The sequence below is a fragment of the Streptomyces collinus genome, from assembly GCF_031348265.1.
Lineage (GTDB): Bacteria > Actinomycetota > Actinomycetes > Streptomycetales > Streptomycetaceae > Streptomyces > Streptomyces collinus.
Map to the genome: position 1 here is coordinate 8,777,410 of NZ_CP133771.1, position 15,960 is coordinate 8,793,369.

At 70.3% G+C, this 15,960-nt stretch carries 16 protein-coding genes and 2 pseudogenes; 15 read left to right on the forward strand and 3 right to left on the reverse strand.

Annotation, left to right across the window (positions count from 1 at the left end):
* Positions 1–69: 69 nt before the first annotated feature.
* The 9 genes and pseudogenes from RFN52_RS39615 to RFN52_RS39655 form a co-directional block, all read left to right on the forward strand.
* A pseudogene (locus tag RFN52_RS39615) lies at positions 70–261 on the forward strand (AMP-dependent synthetase); the annotation flags it as partial.
* 112 nt (positions 262–373) lie between these two features.
* Positions 374–658: pseudogene (locus RFN52_RS39620) on the forward strand (AMP-binding protein); the annotation flags it as partial.
* Positions 659–695: 37 nt separating this feature from the next.
* Entirely contained in the window at positions 696–857 is a 162-nt protein-coding gene (locus tag RFN52_RS39625; protein ID WP_184854240.1) for a hypothetical protein, read from the forward strand.
* A 103-nt stretch (positions 858–960) separates the two neighbouring features.
* Entirely contained in the window at positions 961–1,605 is a 645-nt protein-coding gene (locus RFN52_RS39630; protein WP_311241265.1) for a TetR/AcrR family transcriptional regulator, read from the forward strand.
* A 222-nt stretch (positions 1,606–1,827) separates the two neighbouring features.
* Positions 1,828–2,646 carry an SDR family oxidoreductase gene (locus RFN52_RS39635; protein ID WP_184853709.1) on the forward strand — a complete coding sequence of 273 codons (819 nt, stop codon included), beginning with the start codon at positions 1,828–1,830 and terminating at the stop codon, positions 2,644–2,646.
* Positions 2,643–2,894: an enoyl-CoA hydratase/isomerase family protein gene (locus RFN52_RS39640; protein ID WP_311241190.1), complete on the forward strand. Its 252-nt coding sequence runs from the start codon at positions 2,643–2,645 to the stop codon at positions 2,892–2,894. Before RFN52_RS39635 ends, RFN52_RS39640 begins: the two co-directional genes overlap by 4 nt.
* Positions 2,881–4,110 (forward strand): acyl-CoA dehydrogenase family protein, encoded by a 1,230-nt coding sequence (locus tag RFN52_RS39645; RefSeq protein ID WP_184853710.1) that lies wholly within the window; start codon positions 2,881–2,883, stop codon positions 4,108–4,110. Before RFN52_RS39640 ends, RFN52_RS39645 begins: the two co-directional genes overlap by 14 nt.
* A 1-nt stretch (position 4,111) precedes the next feature.
* Entirely contained in the window at positions 4,112–4,894 is a 783-nt protein-coding gene (locus tag RFN52_RS39650) for an SDR family oxidoreductase (protein ID WP_184853711.1), read from the forward strand.
* Positions 4,887–5,921, forward strand: a complete 1,035-nt coding sequence (locus tag RFN52_RS39655; protein WP_184853712.1) for a phosphotransferase family protein — start codon at positions 4,887–4,889, stop codon at positions 5,919–5,921. The genes RFN52_RS39650 and RFN52_RS39655 overlap by 8 nt, the downstream gene beginning before the upstream one ends.
* A 128-nt stretch (positions 5,922–6,049) precedes the next feature.
* On the opposite strand, the gene RFN52_RS39660 is transcribed toward RFN52_RS39655, so the two are convergent.
* Both RFN52_RS39660 and RFN52_RS39665 read right to left on the reverse strand, forming a co-directional pair.
* Positions 6,050–6,715 (reverse strand): TetR/AcrR family transcriptional regulator, encoded by a 666-nt coding sequence (locus RFN52_RS39660; RefSeq protein WP_311241191.1) that lies wholly within the window; start codon positions 6,713–6,715, stop codon positions 6,050–6,052.
* Positions 6,712–8,007 (reverse strand): PucR family transcriptional regulator, encoded by a 1,296-nt coding sequence (locus tag RFN52_RS39665; RefSeq protein ID WP_184853713.1) that lies wholly within the window; start codon positions 8,005–8,007, stop codon positions 6,712–6,714. The genes RFN52_RS39660 and RFN52_RS39665 overlap by 4 nt, the downstream gene beginning before the upstream one ends.
* A 188-nt stretch (positions 8,008–8,195) precedes the next feature.
* On the opposite strand from RFN52_RS39665, the gene RFN52_RS39670 reads away from it, so the two are divergent.
* Genes RFN52_RS39670 through RFN52_RS39690 form a run of 5 tightly spaced genes read left to right on the forward strand, consistent with a single transcriptional unit; the run spans position 8,196 to position 13,057 of the window.
* Positions 8,196–8,954 (forward strand): ABC transporter ATP-binding protein, encoded by a 759-nt coding sequence (locus RFN52_RS39670; RefSeq protein ID WP_184853714.1) that lies wholly within the window; start codon positions 8,196–8,198, stop codon positions 8,952–8,954.
* A complete protein-coding gene (locus tag RFN52_RS39675; protein ID WP_184853715.1) occupies positions 8,951–9,763 on the forward strand; it encodes an ABC transporter ATP-binding protein in 813 nt (270 codons plus the stop codon). Before RFN52_RS39670 ends, RFN52_RS39675 begins: the two co-directional genes overlap by 4 nt.
* A complete protein-coding gene (locus RFN52_RS39680) occupies positions 9,760–10,650 on the forward strand; it encodes a branched-chain amino acid ABC transporter permease (RefSeq protein ID WP_229856927.1) in 891 nt (296 codons plus the stop codon). Before RFN52_RS39675 ends, RFN52_RS39680 begins: the two co-directional genes overlap by 4 nt.
* On the forward strand, positions 10,647–11,774 hold the full coding sequence (locus RFN52_RS39685) for a branched-chain amino acid ABC transporter permease (RefSeq protein ID WP_184853716.1): 1,128 nt from the start codon (positions 10,647–10,649) through the stop codon (positions 11,772–11,774). Before RFN52_RS39680 ends, RFN52_RS39685 begins: the two co-directional genes overlap by 4 nt.
* 5 nt (positions 11,775–11,779) lie before the next feature.
* Entirely contained in the window at positions 11,780–13,057 is a 1,278-nt protein-coding gene (locus RFN52_RS39690) for an ABC transporter substrate-binding protein (RefSeq protein ID WP_184853717.1), read from the forward strand.
* A 306-nt stretch (positions 13,058–13,363) separates the two neighbouring features.
* Here the strand turns inward: RFN52_RS39690 and RFN52_RS39695 are convergent, their stop codons facing one another.
* On the reverse strand, positions 13,364–13,501 hold the full coding sequence (locus tag RFN52_RS39695) for a hypothetical protein (RefSeq protein ID WP_184853718.1): 138 nt from the start codon (positions 13,499–13,501) through the stop codon (positions 13,364–13,366).
* 14 nt (positions 13,502–13,515) lie between these two features.
* On the opposite strand from RFN52_RS39695, the gene RFN52_RS39700 reads away from it, so the two are divergent.
* Positions 13,516–15,936, forward strand: a complete 2,421-nt coding sequence (locus RFN52_RS39700; protein ID WP_184853719.1) for a SpoIIE family protein phosphatase — start codon at positions 13,516–13,518, stop codon at positions 15,934–15,936.
* The last annotated feature ends 24 nt before the right edge of the window (positions 15,937–15,960 follow it).

Here is a 15,960-nt window from a genome sequence, read left to right on the forward strand (position 1 = left end):
AGCTGGGTCGGTCATCCGGCCACAGCGCCCGAGGACTTGTTGCCGAAGCGGGGCCACGTCAACCCATCGATGAGGGTGCGCCCAGTGTGCCGTCACGCGGACGCCACTCCCGACAACATCGCACTGCGCGGTGCCACGGATCAGTGGACCTGTCTCCGGCTGCGGGACGCGAGCATGCGGTATGCGGGCGCCCTGGCAGCCGCGGGCCCGTCCCCGGGGGACCGGGTGCTGCTCGCGGCGCCGGTGCCCGAGTTCGTGGTGGCCTCCCTCGGGATTCAGGCCGCGGCCTGTGTCGTGGTTCCGGTCAACACGATGTCCACCCGGCTGAGGTCGAGTACGTTCTCGGCGATGCCGGATGCTCACTGGCGATCGCATGGCACGTCCTCGGCCCCGCCGTCGCGGAGGCGGCCGCGGCGCTCTCGGTGCCTCTCGGGTGCTGTCCCCGAGTGCGCAGGTCACCGCTGCCCCTGCCGGCGTTGTCGACCGGGACCGCGACGAGACCGCGGCCATCCTGTACGCGTCGGCCACCACGGGGCGGCCGAAGGGCGCCCAACTCACCGTCGGGAACCCGTTGTCCGCCGGGGAGATCGGCGCCGAGCGCAGCCGTGCCTCGACCGCCGACCGCACCGGCACCGGACTCCCGCTGTTCCACGTGTTCGGCCAGACCTCGGTCATGATGGCGACCCTGACCGTGGGTGGCACGAGAGCGGCTGTCCGCCTACAAGATCCCGCGCATCGTCCGGTTCGTCGACGCGCTGCCCAAGGGCCCGACCGGGAAGATCCTCAAGCGGTCCATCGACCGTACGGCCCTGACTCGTGACCCGGCGCCCGCCGACGTTGCCGCCCGTCGGCACTGAGCGTCCGCTCTCCCGGTTTGTGATGGTGGCGTCGGATTCAAGTACAGTTCCCGGGATGGAGACTACTGCGCCCGAGGAGCCGGACGGCGAGCAGGCACCGCCCATGGCACCCCTCTCGCACCTTCGAGAGCCACCCACGACGAAGCGCGGAGCGCGGACACGGGCCGCTCTGGTGAAAGCCGCACGGAAGGTGTTCGAACGGGACGGCTACCTCGACACCCGCCTGACCGACATCACCAGAGAGGCTCAATGCGCGGCGGGTTCCTTCTACACCTACTTCGCCAACAAGGAAGAGGTGCTTGCCGCCGTCCTGCTGGAGGCGCAGGAGGACATGATGCACCCCGGAATGGGCCGGGTGCAGGGCACCGACGATCCCCATGTGGTGCTCGAGGCGAGCAATCGTGCGTACCTCGAGGCATACAAGCGGAACGCCAAGTTGATGGGCCTGCTCGAGCAGGTCGCCCAAGTGGAGCCGGAGTTCCGTGAGTTCCGCAGGCGGCGCGCCGACGCGTTCATCCGCCGCAATGCCCGTGGCATCGCCGACCTGCAGGCGAGGGGTGTCGCGGACCGCGAGGTCGATCCGATGATGGCCTCCCGTGCGCTGTCGGGCATGGTCAGCGTCATGGCCTACAACGCCTTCGTGCTCGGCGAACGGCAGGAGGAAGGGGCGCCGGTGGACCTCGAGGAGCTCGTGTCCACGGTCACCCGGCTCTGGGCGAACGCCCTCCGCTTCCCCGGCCACCGCTGATCCAGCGGCTGGACCGCGTCCCCCACAGCACCCGGTACTGCCGGGTGCTCTTCTTTTCTCTCCTCCATTGCACGGCCGGTCGGAAGCCGTTCCTCGCGTGGTGCCACCTGCCCAGCTATTGAACTTGACGTCGGATTCAATTATACAGTTCGGCAAGAGCACGGCCCCGCGATCTCGGGGCCGTGCCCCGGCCTCGCCCCGTCCGCCACGAGAGGGTCAGCTGTGAACGTCGCACGAAGAGTCGCCGTCGTGACCGGGGGCGGCGCGGGCATCGGCAGCGCGCTGGCCGCACGGCTCGCTCGCGAGGGTGCCCGGGGGGTCGTCGCGGACCTCGACGCGGACAGCGCGCGGGCGGTGTCGGAGAGAGTCAACGCCGAGCATCCGGGAAGCACCGTCAGCGCCGGCGGGGACGTGTCGGACACCGAGCGGATCCAGCAGTTGGTCGACCTGGCGGAGAGCAGCTTCGGCCCGGTCGATCTCTACTTCGCGAACGCGGGCGTCGCCGGGGCGCTCGGCCTCGACGCGAGCGAGCAGGACTGGGACCGTTCGACCGAAGTCAACCTGCGAGCCCACATCCGTGCGGCAAGGCTGCTGGTACCGCGGTGGCTCGAGCGGGGTGAGGGCTACTTCGTCAGCACGGCCTCGGCGGCCGGACTGCTCACCCAGATCGGCTCCGCCACGTACGCCGTCACCAAGCACGCGGCCGTCGCCTTCGCCGAATGGCTGAGTGTCACCTACGGCGACCGCGGGGTGCGTGTCAGCTGTCTGTGCCCGATGGGGGTGAACACCAAGCTGCTGTCCTTGGGGGAGGACTCCGAAGACGCGCTGGGGAGAGCTGCGACGCGGGCCGTCACGTCCGCGGGTGACGTCCTGGAGCCGGCCGAAGTCGCCGACGCCGTCCTGGCCGCCATCGAGGACGAGCTCTTCCTCATCCTGCCGCACGAGGATGTTCTTGAGATGTACCGGCACAAGGGCTCGGACTACGACCGGTGGCCCCGCGGAATGCGCCGGTATCAGAGCTCCCTGCTGGCGCAGGCATGACCGGCGCACCGGGCGAACTCGTCCTCGCCGAACACCGAGGGCCGGTTCTGGTGCTCACCTTCAACCGGCCCGCCAGGCTGAACGCCTGGACGGACGAACTCGAGGACCGCTATGTCACGCTGCTCGACGCCGCCGAGGACCACCCGGACGTACGCGCCGTCGTGGTCGAAAGCGTGGCCAGTCATCTGAAAAAACGCCTGCCCGATTTTCCCTCCCTACCTGTCAGGAGTTCGGATGTCCCTGTTTGAGATGTCGGACCGCGCCAAGAAGTACCAGGCGGATCTGCTCGAGTTCATGGATGCGCACATCTACCCCGCCGAGGCGGTGTACCACGAGCAGATGAGCGCGTCGGGTGACCCGCACTTCCACCCGCCGATTCTCGAGGAGCTGAAGGCGGAGGCGCGCAGGCGTGGCCTGTGGAACCTGTTCCACCCGAACCCGGAGTGGGGCCCGGGTCTGACGAATCTCGAGTACGCGCCGCTGGCGGAGATCATGGGCCGCAGCCACATCGCCTCCGAGGCGTGCAACTGCAACGCGCCCGACACCGGCAACATGGAGGTGCTCACGCTGTTCGGCAGCGACGAGCACAAGGAGAAGTACCTCAAGCCCCTGCTCGACGGAACGATGGCCTCGGCGTTCGCGATGACCGAGCCGCGTGTCGCCAGCTCCGACGCCACCAACATCGAGCTGCGGATGGAGCGCGACGCCGACGCGTACGTGCTCAACGGCCGCAAGTGGTTCGCCTCCAACGCGATGCACAAGAACTGCAAGGTGCTCATCGTGATGGGCAAGACCGATCCCACGGCGGCCCCACATCGCCAGCAGTCGATGATGGTCGTCCCGGTCGATGCCCCTGGGGTGACGGTGGTCCGGAACCTCCCGGTGTTCGGGTACGCGGATCGCGAGGGTCATGCGGAGATCATCTTCGAGAACGTCCGGGTGCCGGCCAAGGACCTGCTCAAGGGCGAGGGCGAGGGTTTCGCGATCAGCCAGGCCCGGCTCGGGCCCGGTCGTATCCACCACTGCATGCGGGCCATCGGCGCGGCCGAGCGGGCGCTGGAACTGATGTGCCGACGCGCACAGTCACGGGTGACGTTCGGCAGCCCGGTTGCCGAACGGTCCAACATCCAGGACTGGATCGCGGAAGCCCGTATCGACATCGAGATGATCCGCCTGCTCACGCTGAAGGCCGCCTATCTGATGGACACGGTCGGTAACAAGGAAGCGCGCACCGAGATCGCGGCCATCAAGGTCGCCGCCCCCAACATCGCGTTGAAGATCGTCGACCGTGCGATCCAGGTGCACGGGGGAGCGGGAGTGACCGACGACTTCCCGCTGGCGATGATGTACGCGGGTCTGCGGACGTTGCGGCTGGCCGACGGTCCCGACGAGGTTCACAAGCGGGCCATCGCCAGGCAGGAACTGCGGCAGTACCGTGACGAGGCGACGGCGGCGGTGAGCTGAGATGGCGGGACTCGATCTCACCGGTCGCACCGCCGTCGTCACCGGGGCCTCACGTGGTATCGGGCTGGCGATCGCCCAGGCCATCGCCGCGGTCGGCGCGAACGTCGTCCTCACGTCCCGGTCCCAGGAGGCGGCGGACGCCGCCGCGGCCCAGGTCGGGGGCACAGCGATCGGCGTCGGTGCGCACGCGGTCGACGAAGAGGCGGCCCAGCGCTGCGTGGATCTGACGCTCGAGCGCTTCGGCAGCCTGGACATCCTCGTCAACAACGCGGGGACCAACCCGGCCTTCGGGCCGGTCATCGACCAGGACCACGGCCGGTTCGCGAAGACCTTCGACGTGAACCTGTGGGCGCCCGTCCTGTGGACGGGGCTGGCCACCCGGGCCTGGATGGGCGAGCACGGCGGGGCGGTCGTCAACACGGCGTCGGTAGGCGGCATGGCCTCCGAGGCGAACATCGGGTTGTACAACGCCTCGAAGGCCGCACTGATCCATCTCACCAGGCAACTGGCCCTGGAGCTCTCGCCGAAGGTCCGCGTCAACGCGGTGGCACCGGGTGTGGTGCGCACGAAGCTGGCCGAGGCTCTGTGGAAGGAGCACGAGCAGGCGGCGTCCGCCTCGGTGGCGCTTGGCCGCATAGGGGAGCCTGCCGACATCGGCTCCGCGGTCGCCTTTCTCGTCTCGGACGCCGCGAGCTGGATCACCGGCGAGACCATGGTGATCGACGGGGGGCAACTGCTCGGTGACGCGCCCCAGTTCAGGCAAGGAGTCGGCACCGGTGTCTAGCGTGGACATCGTCGGAATCGACGCCGGGGCGGTGAGCCTCTGGTTCACGACCCTCGGCGTCGACTTCGCCGGGCCTTTGGCCTTCGAGCGGATCGGGCTGGGCCAGTCGAATCTGACATATCTCGTACAGGATCGGGACGGCCGCAGATGGGTGCTGCGGCGCCCACCGCTGGGTCACCTGCTGGCGTCGGCGCACGACGTGGCCCGCGAGGCGCGGATCCTGACCGCCCTCGAGAGCACCGCCGTCCCGACCCCGCGGGTGCTCGGGTTGACCGACGATCCCGCCGTGACCGATGTCCCGCTGCTGCTCATGGAGTTCGTGGACGGCCAGGTGGTGGACAGGGCGTCGATCGCGCGGTCGTTGCCGCCCGAGCGCCGCCGGGCGATCGGGATGTCGTTGCCGCGGACACTGGCGAAGATTCACTCGGTCGATCTCGAGGCGTCCGGGCTGACCGGTCTGGCCAGCCACAAGCCGTACGCGCGGCGTCAGCTCAAGCGGTGGTCGGCCCAGTGGGAGAGATCCAGGACCCGCGAGCTGCCCGCTCTGGAGGACCTCACCCGGCGACTCGTCGCGGCTGTGCCGGAGCAGCGCGAACTGACGCTCGTGCACGGCGACTTCCATCTGAGCAATGTCATCTCCTCCCTCGACAGCGGGGAGGTGACCGCGGTGCTCGACTGGGAGCTGTCGACGCTGGGGGATCCGTTGGCGGACATGGGCAGCCTGCTGGCCTACTGGCCGGCCAAGGGTGAGAACACCTTGGGCGACTTCGTCTCGACGACTCTCGACGGCTTCCCGCCCCGCGAGGAACTCGTGGCGGCGTACGCGGCGGCGTCGGGACGAGACCTGACGGCGCTGGGCTACTGGCACGCGATGGGACTGTGGAAGATCGCGATCATCGCGGAGGGTGTCATGCGCCGCGCGATGGACGAACCGCGGAACAAGGCCATGTCCGGGACGCCGACCGCAGAGCGCATCGAAGCGCTGGTGGCGAAGGCCCACGAAGTCGCGGACACGGCGGATGTCTGAACCGATCACCCGCTCCCGGCCCATGCGGGCGACCCGCCGGTGCGGTGCGGTCACCGGCGCAGGCGGTGGACGAGGTCCCGGCGGGGGGCTTTCTCGTGAGGCCCCCACCGAGTCGTGCGCCGGGTGCCTCAGCCGGGCGCAGCCGAAAGGTGCGTGAGAATGCCGCACACCTCGTCGACGATCTCGCGAGCCTCTCCCTCGTCCGTGCAGTCGCCCAGTTCGCGTGCCGCCCCTCCGATGACGGTGGTCAGCACCCGCACCCGGACCCGGCCGGCGCGGCGCTTCTCGTCGACTTCGAGGAGCCGTGCGTTGCGCCGCACCCAGGCGCGGTCCCACTGGCGTCGCAGGGCGTCGAAGCCTGTGGGGCCGTCATCCTCCACGAGGAGTCTGCCGAACCGCCGGTTGTCCCAGGCGCCCTCCAGGTAGGCCCTGGCTCCCGCCACGAAAAGGGTGATGGGGTCGTCCACGCCGCGGTCACGCTCGGCGGACAACGTGGCCGCGGTCCGGCGCTCCTGTTCCTCCCGGAACTCCTCCCAGAGAGCGAGGTAAAGCCCTCGTTTTCCGCCGTAGTGCTGGAAGAGGCTGCCCAGCGGGATGCCGGAGCGCGTCGCGATCTCGGCGAGACCGGCCTCGGCGTAACCGCGCTCGGTGAACACCTCCAGCGCGGCGTCGAGAAGCGCGTTCCGGATGGTTCGGTTCTGTCCGGTGGGTGCCTCCGGCAGACCGGTGCCGTCCTGCGGGTCCGGCAGCCGATGCGCCGTCTCGGTCCCCGTAGGCTCCACGATGCCGCTCACTGGTGATCCTCACCTTCCCCGGCGCCGTCGCGGATGGCGAGGGCGACCAGCAGTTCCAGGAGGTCGGCGATCCGGCGCGGATTGCGCCCGGTGCGTTCCTCGATCCGGCGCAACCTGTAGTGGGCCGTGTTGTGGTGCACCCGCAGCCGGTCGGCGGCCAGCCGCAGGTTGAGATCGGCCTCCGCGAAGACCCGTATGGTCGCCGCCAGCGTGTCGCCGCGTCTGCGGTCGTCCTCCAGCAGCGCACGCACGCGGGGATCGACCAGCTGGCGGGCGAGGTCGTCCGCGCGCAGCGCCAGGTAGTCGAAGGGGGACAGGCGCGGCAGTGCCGCCACCCCGCCACCGCTAGGCACGAGGTCGAGGGCGGCCCGTGCCTCCTCGTAGGCGCGCGGCAGTTCGCCGGCGCCTCTGGCGACTGTGCTGATGCCCATGGCGAGCATGGTTCCCTCGCGTGCGAGCCGCCGCTGCACCGCCTCGAAGTGGGTACAGATGTCCTCCGCGTCCATGCCGGTGCGGACCACGGGCACGGCCACCACCTCGCCGTGGCGTACGACGACCAGGGTTCGGCCGGCCCAGGGCCCGGCGATGCCGATGGACGCGCTGGTCGCGTAGCCGTGCTCGGCCGAGGTGAGGTCGCCGGTGCGGGTGTCGCCCACGCACACCGCCACGACCGCCATCATCGATGAGTGCGGTCCGATGCCGTACGCCTGCGCCGCCGCGAGCAGCGGACCGCGTGCCGGAGCCGTGCCGGCCAGGAGCTGGTCCAGGAGATCCCGGCGCTCCCGGTCCGCGTCGGCTACCACGTGCTGTTCGTACTCGACATAGGCCTGCGCGGCATGGGTGCTGGCGTAGTCGACGTACCGCATCAGCGGTGTGACGAGGGACAGCGCGGCCTGCTGTGCCTCGGCGGACGTGCCCGCGCAGTCCAGCAGCGCGTCCCACAGCACCTGCCTGCCGACCCGGAAGGCACTGATCCAGTCCTCGAGGGCGAACCCCGCGCGTGCTCTGCGCATGGCGGCCGCGCGGCTGAAGACCAGGTCTTCGGGGGCGATGTCCCGGTCGCCGGCCAGCGCGGCCAGCTGCATCCGGTAGTGCGCGAGGACCTGGTCCCGCACGTCGTCGAAGAACCGCTCGTCCTGCAGCGCGTAGGACGGGATCTCCGTGCGCATGACCGCGACGGCGGACTTCGCCACGTCCTCGAGCCGGTCCTGGACCGCGTGCAGGATCCGGCGCCGCTCCCGGCTGAGGGGTTCGGTCAGGGCGGGGGCGCCGGGGGCGGGTCCGCGAGCCATGGCGCCGATCGTCGCCGCACTCCTCGTGTCCCGTCAACAGGCTCGGCGGGCGACAGGTCGGGGGAGCTGGGCGCGGCGCACAAGTCGGCGGCCGCGAAGTTGGGTGCTCACACCCAATGTGCGCTCGCAAGGCCCCCACCTACTGTGACGCTCGCCTACCCCCCAGTACCTCGGAAGGGGCGTCACTCATGCTCGCGGTCGACGGTATCAGCGTGCGCTTCGGCGGGATCACGGCACTGGACGGTGTCGCGTTCACCGTCGAGCCGGACACCGCCGTGGGGCTCATCGGACCGAACGGAGCCGGCAAGACCACTTTGTTCAACTGCCTCACCAGGCGCTGCACCCCTGATGCGGGGACGGTGCGGTTCGAGGACGAGGACCTGCTCGCCCTCCCGCCGCACTCCGTGGCCGGGCGCGGCATCGCCCGCACCTTCCAGAACCTCGGCCTGTTCCCACGGCTCACGGTTCGGGAGAACGTCATGGTCGGCGCCCACAGCCGGGGGCGCACGCGACACCTCACCGCGGCGCTCCGGCTGCCCCGCGTCCGGCGGGAGGAGAGGGAACTACGTGACCAGGCGGACGACCTGCTCCGGCGTCTCGGCCTGGCCGATGTCGCCGACCACCCCGCCTCCGGGTTGCCGTTCGGAACCCTCAAACGGGTCGAACTCGCCCGGGCCCTCGCAGTGCGGCCCCGGCTGCTGTTGCTCGACGAACCCGTCAACGGACTCAGCCACGGCGAGGTCGACCAGTTCGCGGATCTGGTCCGGTCGGTGCGCCAGGAGTTCGACCTCACGCTCGTGGTGGTCGAACACCACATGGGGTTCGTGATGGGTCTGTGCGACAAGGTCGTCTGCCTCGACTTCGGACGCAAGATCGCCGAAGGCCCGCCGGAGGAGATCCAGCGCGACCCGGCGGTCATCGAGGCGTACCTGGGGGCGACGGCATGACGCAACCCGCAACCGCCAGCACCGAGGCCGCGCAGGCGACCGCGGAGCCGGACTTCCTGCAGGTCGCCGGCCTGCACGCCGGATACGGCCAGGCCCGCGTGCTCCAGGGGCTCGACTTCTCCGTCGCCCGCGGCGAGGTGTGCGCGATCCTCGGCCCCAACGGCGCGGGCAAGACGACAACGCTGCGAGCCCTGTGCGGCATGGTCCGCGGACGCGGCTCGGTGACCTTGAACGGTACGGAGCTGCTGGGCCGCTCGCCCGAGCAGACCGCCCGTCTCGGCGTCGCACACGTACCCGAGGGCCGGGGCACCTTCAACGACCTGACCGTCGAGGAGAACCTGCGCATCGGCGCCCACCTGCGCACCGGCCGGTGGTGGCGCGACGGCCGCGCCGAGCGCGCGGCCGTCGCTGCCGACCTGGAGCGCATCTACGGCTACTTCCCCAAGCTCCGCCAGCGGTCCCGCCAGGCCGCCGGCAGCCTCAGCGGCGGCGAACAGCAGATGCTCGCCATCGGCAGGGCGCTGATGCTGCGGCCCTCGCTGCTGCTCCTGGACGAGCCGTCGCTGGGCCTCGCGCCGCTGGTCACGCGCGAGCTGTTCGAGATCGTCCGTGCCGTCAACGAGGAGGAACGCACCACCGTGATCGTCGTCGAGCAGAACGCCCGACTCGCGCTGGATGTCGCGCACCGGGCCCACGTACTGGAGGCCGGCCGCCTGGTGCTGTCCGGGCCGTCCCAGGAGATCCGCGAGGACGGACAGGTCGCCGAGGTGTACCTCGGTGTCTCCGTCCGCTCCGGCAAGGGCGGATGAGCGCCGTGACCGAACTGCTCCAGCAAGTGGTGGAAGGCGTCGGCTCCGGCGCGGTCTATGCCAGCCTGGCGCTGGCCCTGGTTCTGATCCACCGTTTCACCGGGATCGTCAACTTCGCGCAGGGTGAGCTCGCCATGATCTCCACATACGTGGCGTGGCAACTCGTGGCGTCCGGGATGCCCTTCTGGCTGGCACTGCCGGTGACCCTGGCGGTGTCCTTCGCCGGCGGCATGCTGGTCGAACGGATCGTCATCCGCCCGGTGCGGAACGCCCCCGAACTCACGATGGTCATCGTCACGGTGGGCCTGTTCATCTTCGTCAACGCGATCGCCGGTCTGATCTGGTCGTTCACCGTGAAGGACTTTCCGCAGCCGTTCCCCGGCGGCGGGATCGACCTGGGCGGGGTGCGCGTGGACTGGTCGAGCCTCGGGATCATCGCGGTGGTGGCCGTCGTGATGGGCCTGCTGTACGTGCTGTTCCAGCACACCTCCGTCGGCCTGGTCATGCGGGCGGTCGCCGGCAACCCCGCCTCCGCCCGGCTGTCGGGCATCAGGGTCGGCCGCGTGCTGATGCTCGGCTGGGGGCTCGCCGCGACGGTCGGCGCGGTGTCGGGCGTGCTCGTCGCCCCGGTGCTGTTCCTGGAGCCCAACATGATGGGCGGGGTGCTGATCTACGCCTTCGCCGCGGCCACCCTCGGCGGCTTCGACAGCCCGGTCGGCGCGGTCGTCGGCGGCCTGTTCGTGGGCGTCGCCGAGACGCTGGCCGGGGCGTACGTCGACGTCGTCGGCGCCGATCTGAAGGTGGGCGTACCCCTGGTGATCATCCTGGCGGTGCTGCTGGTGAGGCCCCAGGGCCTGTTCGGACGGGCGGCGGTGGAGCGCGCATGAGCACGTTCACCGCAACCCTGGGCACCGACCGCGCCCGCCGCCTGCGGGCCACGCTCACCACGCTGCTCGCAGCGGGCGTCGCCCTCGGCGCACCGTTCTACTTCGCCCCCTTCCAGGTCTTCCAGCTGACCATGGTGCTGCTGTACGCCGTGGCGCTGGCGGGACTGAACCTGCTGGTCGGATTCGGCGGGCAGATCTCCCTCGGGCACGGCGCGTTCTTCGCGGCAGGGGCCTACACGGCGGCGGTCATGCTCGACCGCTACGAGACCGGCCACCTGGCCACGCTGCCGGTCGCGGCCGTCGGATGCTTCCTGCTGGGCCTCGGTTTCGGTGTGCCCGCCCTGCGTCTGCGCGGGCTGTACCTGGCCCTGGTCACGCTCGCGTTCGCGGTGTTTCTGCCACCGCTGCTCAAGCGGCTCGAACCGGTGACGGGCGGCTCCATGGGCCTGACCGTGGACAAGCTGCAGGTGCCCGCATGGAGCGGGCTGGCGGAGGACCAGTGGACGTACTTCGTCGTCCTCGCCGTCACCGCGGTGGCCCTGCTGCTCGCCCGCAACCTGCTGCGGTCCCGGGTCGGCCGGGCACTGCTCGCCGTGCGGGACAACGAGAGCGCCGCGGAGGTCATGGGAGTACGGCTTTCCCTGCACAAGACCCTCGCCTTCGCGTGGAGCGCGCTGTTCGCGGGTGTCTCCGGGTGCGTCTACACCTGGGTGATCGGCTTCGTCTCACCCGATTCGTTCAGCTTCGTCCTGTCCATCACGCTGCTGGCCGGCCTGGTGGTCGGAGGGCTCGCCTCGCTGTACGGACCACTGCTGGGAGCGGCCTTCGTGATGTACGTGCCGAGCGTGGCCCAGGACATCAGCGACGCGGCGCCCGGTGTGGTGTTCGGCCTGCTGATCATCGCGGTGATGTTCGTGGCACCGACGGGACTGGCCGGGCTGGCGGGCCGTCTCCGGGGTGTTGCCGCCGGTCGTCTCACCCGCACCACCGCCCCCGCCGCCGACGACCCGCCGCCCGACCCCGAAGCCTCCGCGTCCCCCGCCCCGGCGGATCCCGCACCCGTCGATGCCGAACCCGTCGATGCCGAACCCGTGGGCGCACAGCCCCGCAAGGAAGAGGAATGAACCACATGCGCAGGACCACCACTCTGCGGGCGGCCGCGGCCGCGTCCGCCGCCCTGCTCCTCGCCACCGCCTGCAACAGCCAACGCGGGCAGGACGACAAGGACGCCGCCGCCGACGGAGCGTGCCAGGGCCAGCAGACCACCGGTATCACCGACAAGTCCATCAAGCTGGGCGGCATCTACCCGCTGTCGGGACCGGCCTCCGCGTACGGCACGATCAGCAAAGGCGTGAGCGCCTATTTCAAGCACGTCAACGACAAGGGCGGCATAGCCGGCCGTAAGGTGGAGTTCGTCGTCCGCGACGACGGCTACCAGCCGCCGAAGGCGGTCGAGGAGGCCCGCAGACTCGTCGAGCAGGAGAAGGTCTTCGCCGTCTTCCAGACCCTGGGCACCCCGTCCACGGCCGCCGTGTGGGACTACCTCGACAAGCGCAAGGTGCCGCAGCCTTTCGTCGCCACCGGCGCCTCCCTCTGGGGTACGGACGGCGACCACCCGTGGACCTCCGGCTGGCAGCCCAACTACGTCGCCGAGGCACGGGTGTACGCCAAGTACCTCAAGGAGGAGAAGCCCAAGGCCAAGGTCGCCGTCCTCTACCAGAACGACGACTTCGGCAAAGACCTGCTCGGCGGGTTCAAGGCGGCCGTCGCCGACGGCGGCGTCAAGGTGGTCGCCGAGGAGAGCTACGAGGTCACCGACCCGTCCATCTCGGCACAGATGACGAGCCTCGCCCGGTCCAAGGCGGATGTGCTGCTCAACATCACCACGCCGAAGTTCGGCAGCCAGGCGCTCGCCGCCGATGCCAAGAACACCAAGTGGGACCCGCTGCACATCGTGAACAACGTGTCCTCGTCCGCCACCGTGCTCAAGCCCGTCGGGTTCAAGAACGTGCAGGGCGTGGTTTCGGCGACCTACTTCAAGGACCCCGCCGATCCGCAGTGGGCCGACGACGCGGAGATGAAGACGTACAAGGACGCGCTGCGCAAGTACGCGCCCGACTCCGACCCGGCCAACCAGTTCAACGCCTACGGCTGGGCCGCCGCCTCCAGCCTGCACAAGGCCCTGGACGCGATGAAGTGCCCGACCAGGGAGGGGCTGCGGGACGCGGTGCGCAACCTCGAGGACGTCGAGGTGGACATGCTGCTGCCCGGCGTCACCCTCTCCACCGGGCCCGATGACGCCTTCCCGATCGAGACGATGCAGCTGATGCGGTTCAAGGGCGAGCGGTGGCAGCTGTTCGGCAAGCCGGTGGACACCCGCAAGGAGTTCGGGCCGCTGGAGAATTGAGCCGGCGAGGGCGGTCCCGGTCGATGCCCTGACCTCTCGGGACCGCCCCAGCTCGTCACTGGAGTGCCCGCGGGACGGCCCATCGACTTCGGGGAGCCGACCGGCGCCAGCATCAAGGCACGGGACACCGCCGGGGAGCTCAGTCGGGCCCTGGCGGCACGCGGGGCGGAGACACCTGCACCGGGCCCGGCAGGGCTGCGCAGGGCGCAGTCCCCTAGCGGCTCGTCCTGAGGGGCCGCCGTGCCTGACCTCATCCTCCATGCCGCCGCGCCATGCGGCGGGTGAAGCCGCGGCCTCCGCGGGTTTTCAATAGGCTGGCATGGTCAGCAGGGCGCGTGCATGCGGAAACGCCGAGCCACCGCCACGAACGCCGTCAGGCCGGTCACCGGCCACGGTCAGGACCCGCGGCAGGCGCTCGGCCACCGAGTACGCGGTGGTGTCCATCGGTGGAGACGCGGATGATGGAGCTCAGCGCAGGCCAAGACGATCCGTTCGCCCCGCACCTGGCTGCATCGGCGGTGCTCGACGACCGGGGAGTAGTGGTCGCATGGAACCAGCGGGCTCAGGAACTGCTCGGCCACCCGGACACCGCCGTGATCGGTCGTCCGGCGTTCGAGGTCCTTGTCGCTCCTCGTGATCGGCAGGCTGTCACTGAGGCCGTGGCGAGGTGCCGCAGTACCGGCGGCTGGGTCGGCGTGCTCGGATTGCGCCACCGTGACGGGCGGCTCGTGGAGCTGGGGGTCAGGGCTCACGAGCTGCCCCGCGATGGCCGGGTCCGCGAGTGGTTCCTTGCGGGGGCACTCGCGGGTGACGTCCTCGAATGGCAAAGGGACCACGCGGTTCTCGACGGGCTGTACCGACAGTGCCCGATAGGCTTGGTCCTCCACGGTCCCGACCTGCGGATTCTCCGGGTCAACCGCGCCATCGAACGGTTCAGCGGCGTCCCCGCAGCGGACTTTCGGGGGCTCCCCACCGGGCGGATGCTCCTCCCCGACGACGCGCGCAAGGCCGTGGACCGGGTGCGCGAGGTGATGGAAACCGGAAGACCCCTGGTCTACTCCGAGCAGTTCGCTCGCCTGGAGCAGGATCCGGCACGCGAGCGGGTCGCGTTGGTGTCGGCCTTCCGGATGGACGACCCCTCGGGCCGCGTCCTGGGTGTGGCCGAGATGATCGAGGACATCACCGAACGCCATCGGGCCCAGCGTCGGCTCGCACTTCTCGACCAGGTCGGCAGCCGTATCGGAACCACTCTCGACGTGGCCGAGACCGCCCGGGAACTCGCCGAGGTGATGGTGCCTCACCTCGCCGACCATGCGTCCGTGGACCTGCTTCAGCCGGTGACGCGCGGTGAGGAACCGACGCGCGCCCTTTCGGGGCCCGTGGTGCGACTGGGGAACTGCAGCGTCGGTGCACAGCAACCCGGCCCGCCTTACCCTCACGGCGAGCCCGTGGCGTTCGGGCCCGATACGCCGCAGGCCGGTTGCCTGGCCGAGGGACGGCCCGTCCTGGAGCCGGCTGTCCCGCCCGACTGGTTCTGGGCGGAAGACCGCCAGGGGGCTCACGCTCCGGATCCGGGCGCTCACTCCCTGATCGTCGTACCTCTTGCCGCGCGTGGCCTGGTGCTCGGTGTGATGACCCTGTGGCGCTCGCGCCGCCCCGATGCCTTCGAGGCGGACGATCTCACCCTCGCTCAGGAACTCGCCGCGCGCGCCGCCGTCGCCATCGACAACGCCCGTCGCTTCACCCAGCAGCAGCAGACCGCCTTCGCCTTGCAGAGCAGCCTTCTGCCCCGGGCGGTTCCGGACCAGTCGGCCGTCGCGGTGGCCCTGCGGTACCTGCCGGCCAGCGCCGGCCCTGGTCTGGGCGGCGACTGGTTCGACGTCATTCCCCTGTCCGGGGCCCGGGTCGCGCTCGTCGTCGGCGACGTGGTGGGTCGCGGCATCCATGCTGCCGCGACCATGGGCCGGCTGCGCACCGCCGTCCACACGCTCGCCAGCCTCGACCTGGAACCGGACGAGGTCCTCTCCCGCCTCGACGACCTGGTCAACCTGCTGGCGGCCGAACAGGAAGCAGTCGGCGAACAGCCCGTGGGGGAGCAGGTCGTCGGCGCCACCTGCCTGTACGCCGTGTACGACCCGGTCTCCGGACGCTGCTCCGTGGCCCGCGCGGGCCATCCACCGCCGGTGGTGACCGCACCGGATGGTCAGGTGGCCCTGCTCGACCTGCCCGCATGCCCACCCCTCGGTCTGGGCGGCCTGCCGTTCGAGGCCCGGGACATCGAACTGGCCGAGGGAAGTCTGCTGTGCCTCTACACCAACGGAATCATCGGCGAACGCCACATGGATGCCGACGTCGGCCTGACGAGGCTGTGCGCAGCGCTCGCCCGCCCCGCAGGCGCTCTGGAACGCACATGCCAGGCGGTGGTCGACGCCCTTGTGCCCTCGCGCCCCAGCGACGACGTCGTACTGCTGATCGCCCGCACGCGCATGCTGCCGTCGGACAGCTTCGCCTCCTGGCATCTGCCGCCGGGGCCTGCCGGCGCAGCCCGGGCCAGGGCGTTGACCACGGCCAAGCTGGCCGAGTGGGGTCTGGAGCACCTGGCGTTCACCACCGAATTGATCGCCAGTGAACTGGTCACCAACGTCCACCGCTACGCCGGCGGTCCTGCGACCCTGCGGTTGATCCGCGAGCGGTGCCTGGTGTGCGAGGTCAGCGACACCAGCCATACCTCACCGCACCTGCGGCACGCCCGTACGACCGACGAGGGTGGGCGGGGCCTGTTCATCGTGGCCCAGCTGACCGAACGCTGGGGTACCCGCTACACCAGGGAGGGCAAGACCGTGTGGACCGAACAACCGCTGTCCGGCACGCCCGTCTGACGTCTTCGCGGCCGGCGTGGGAGG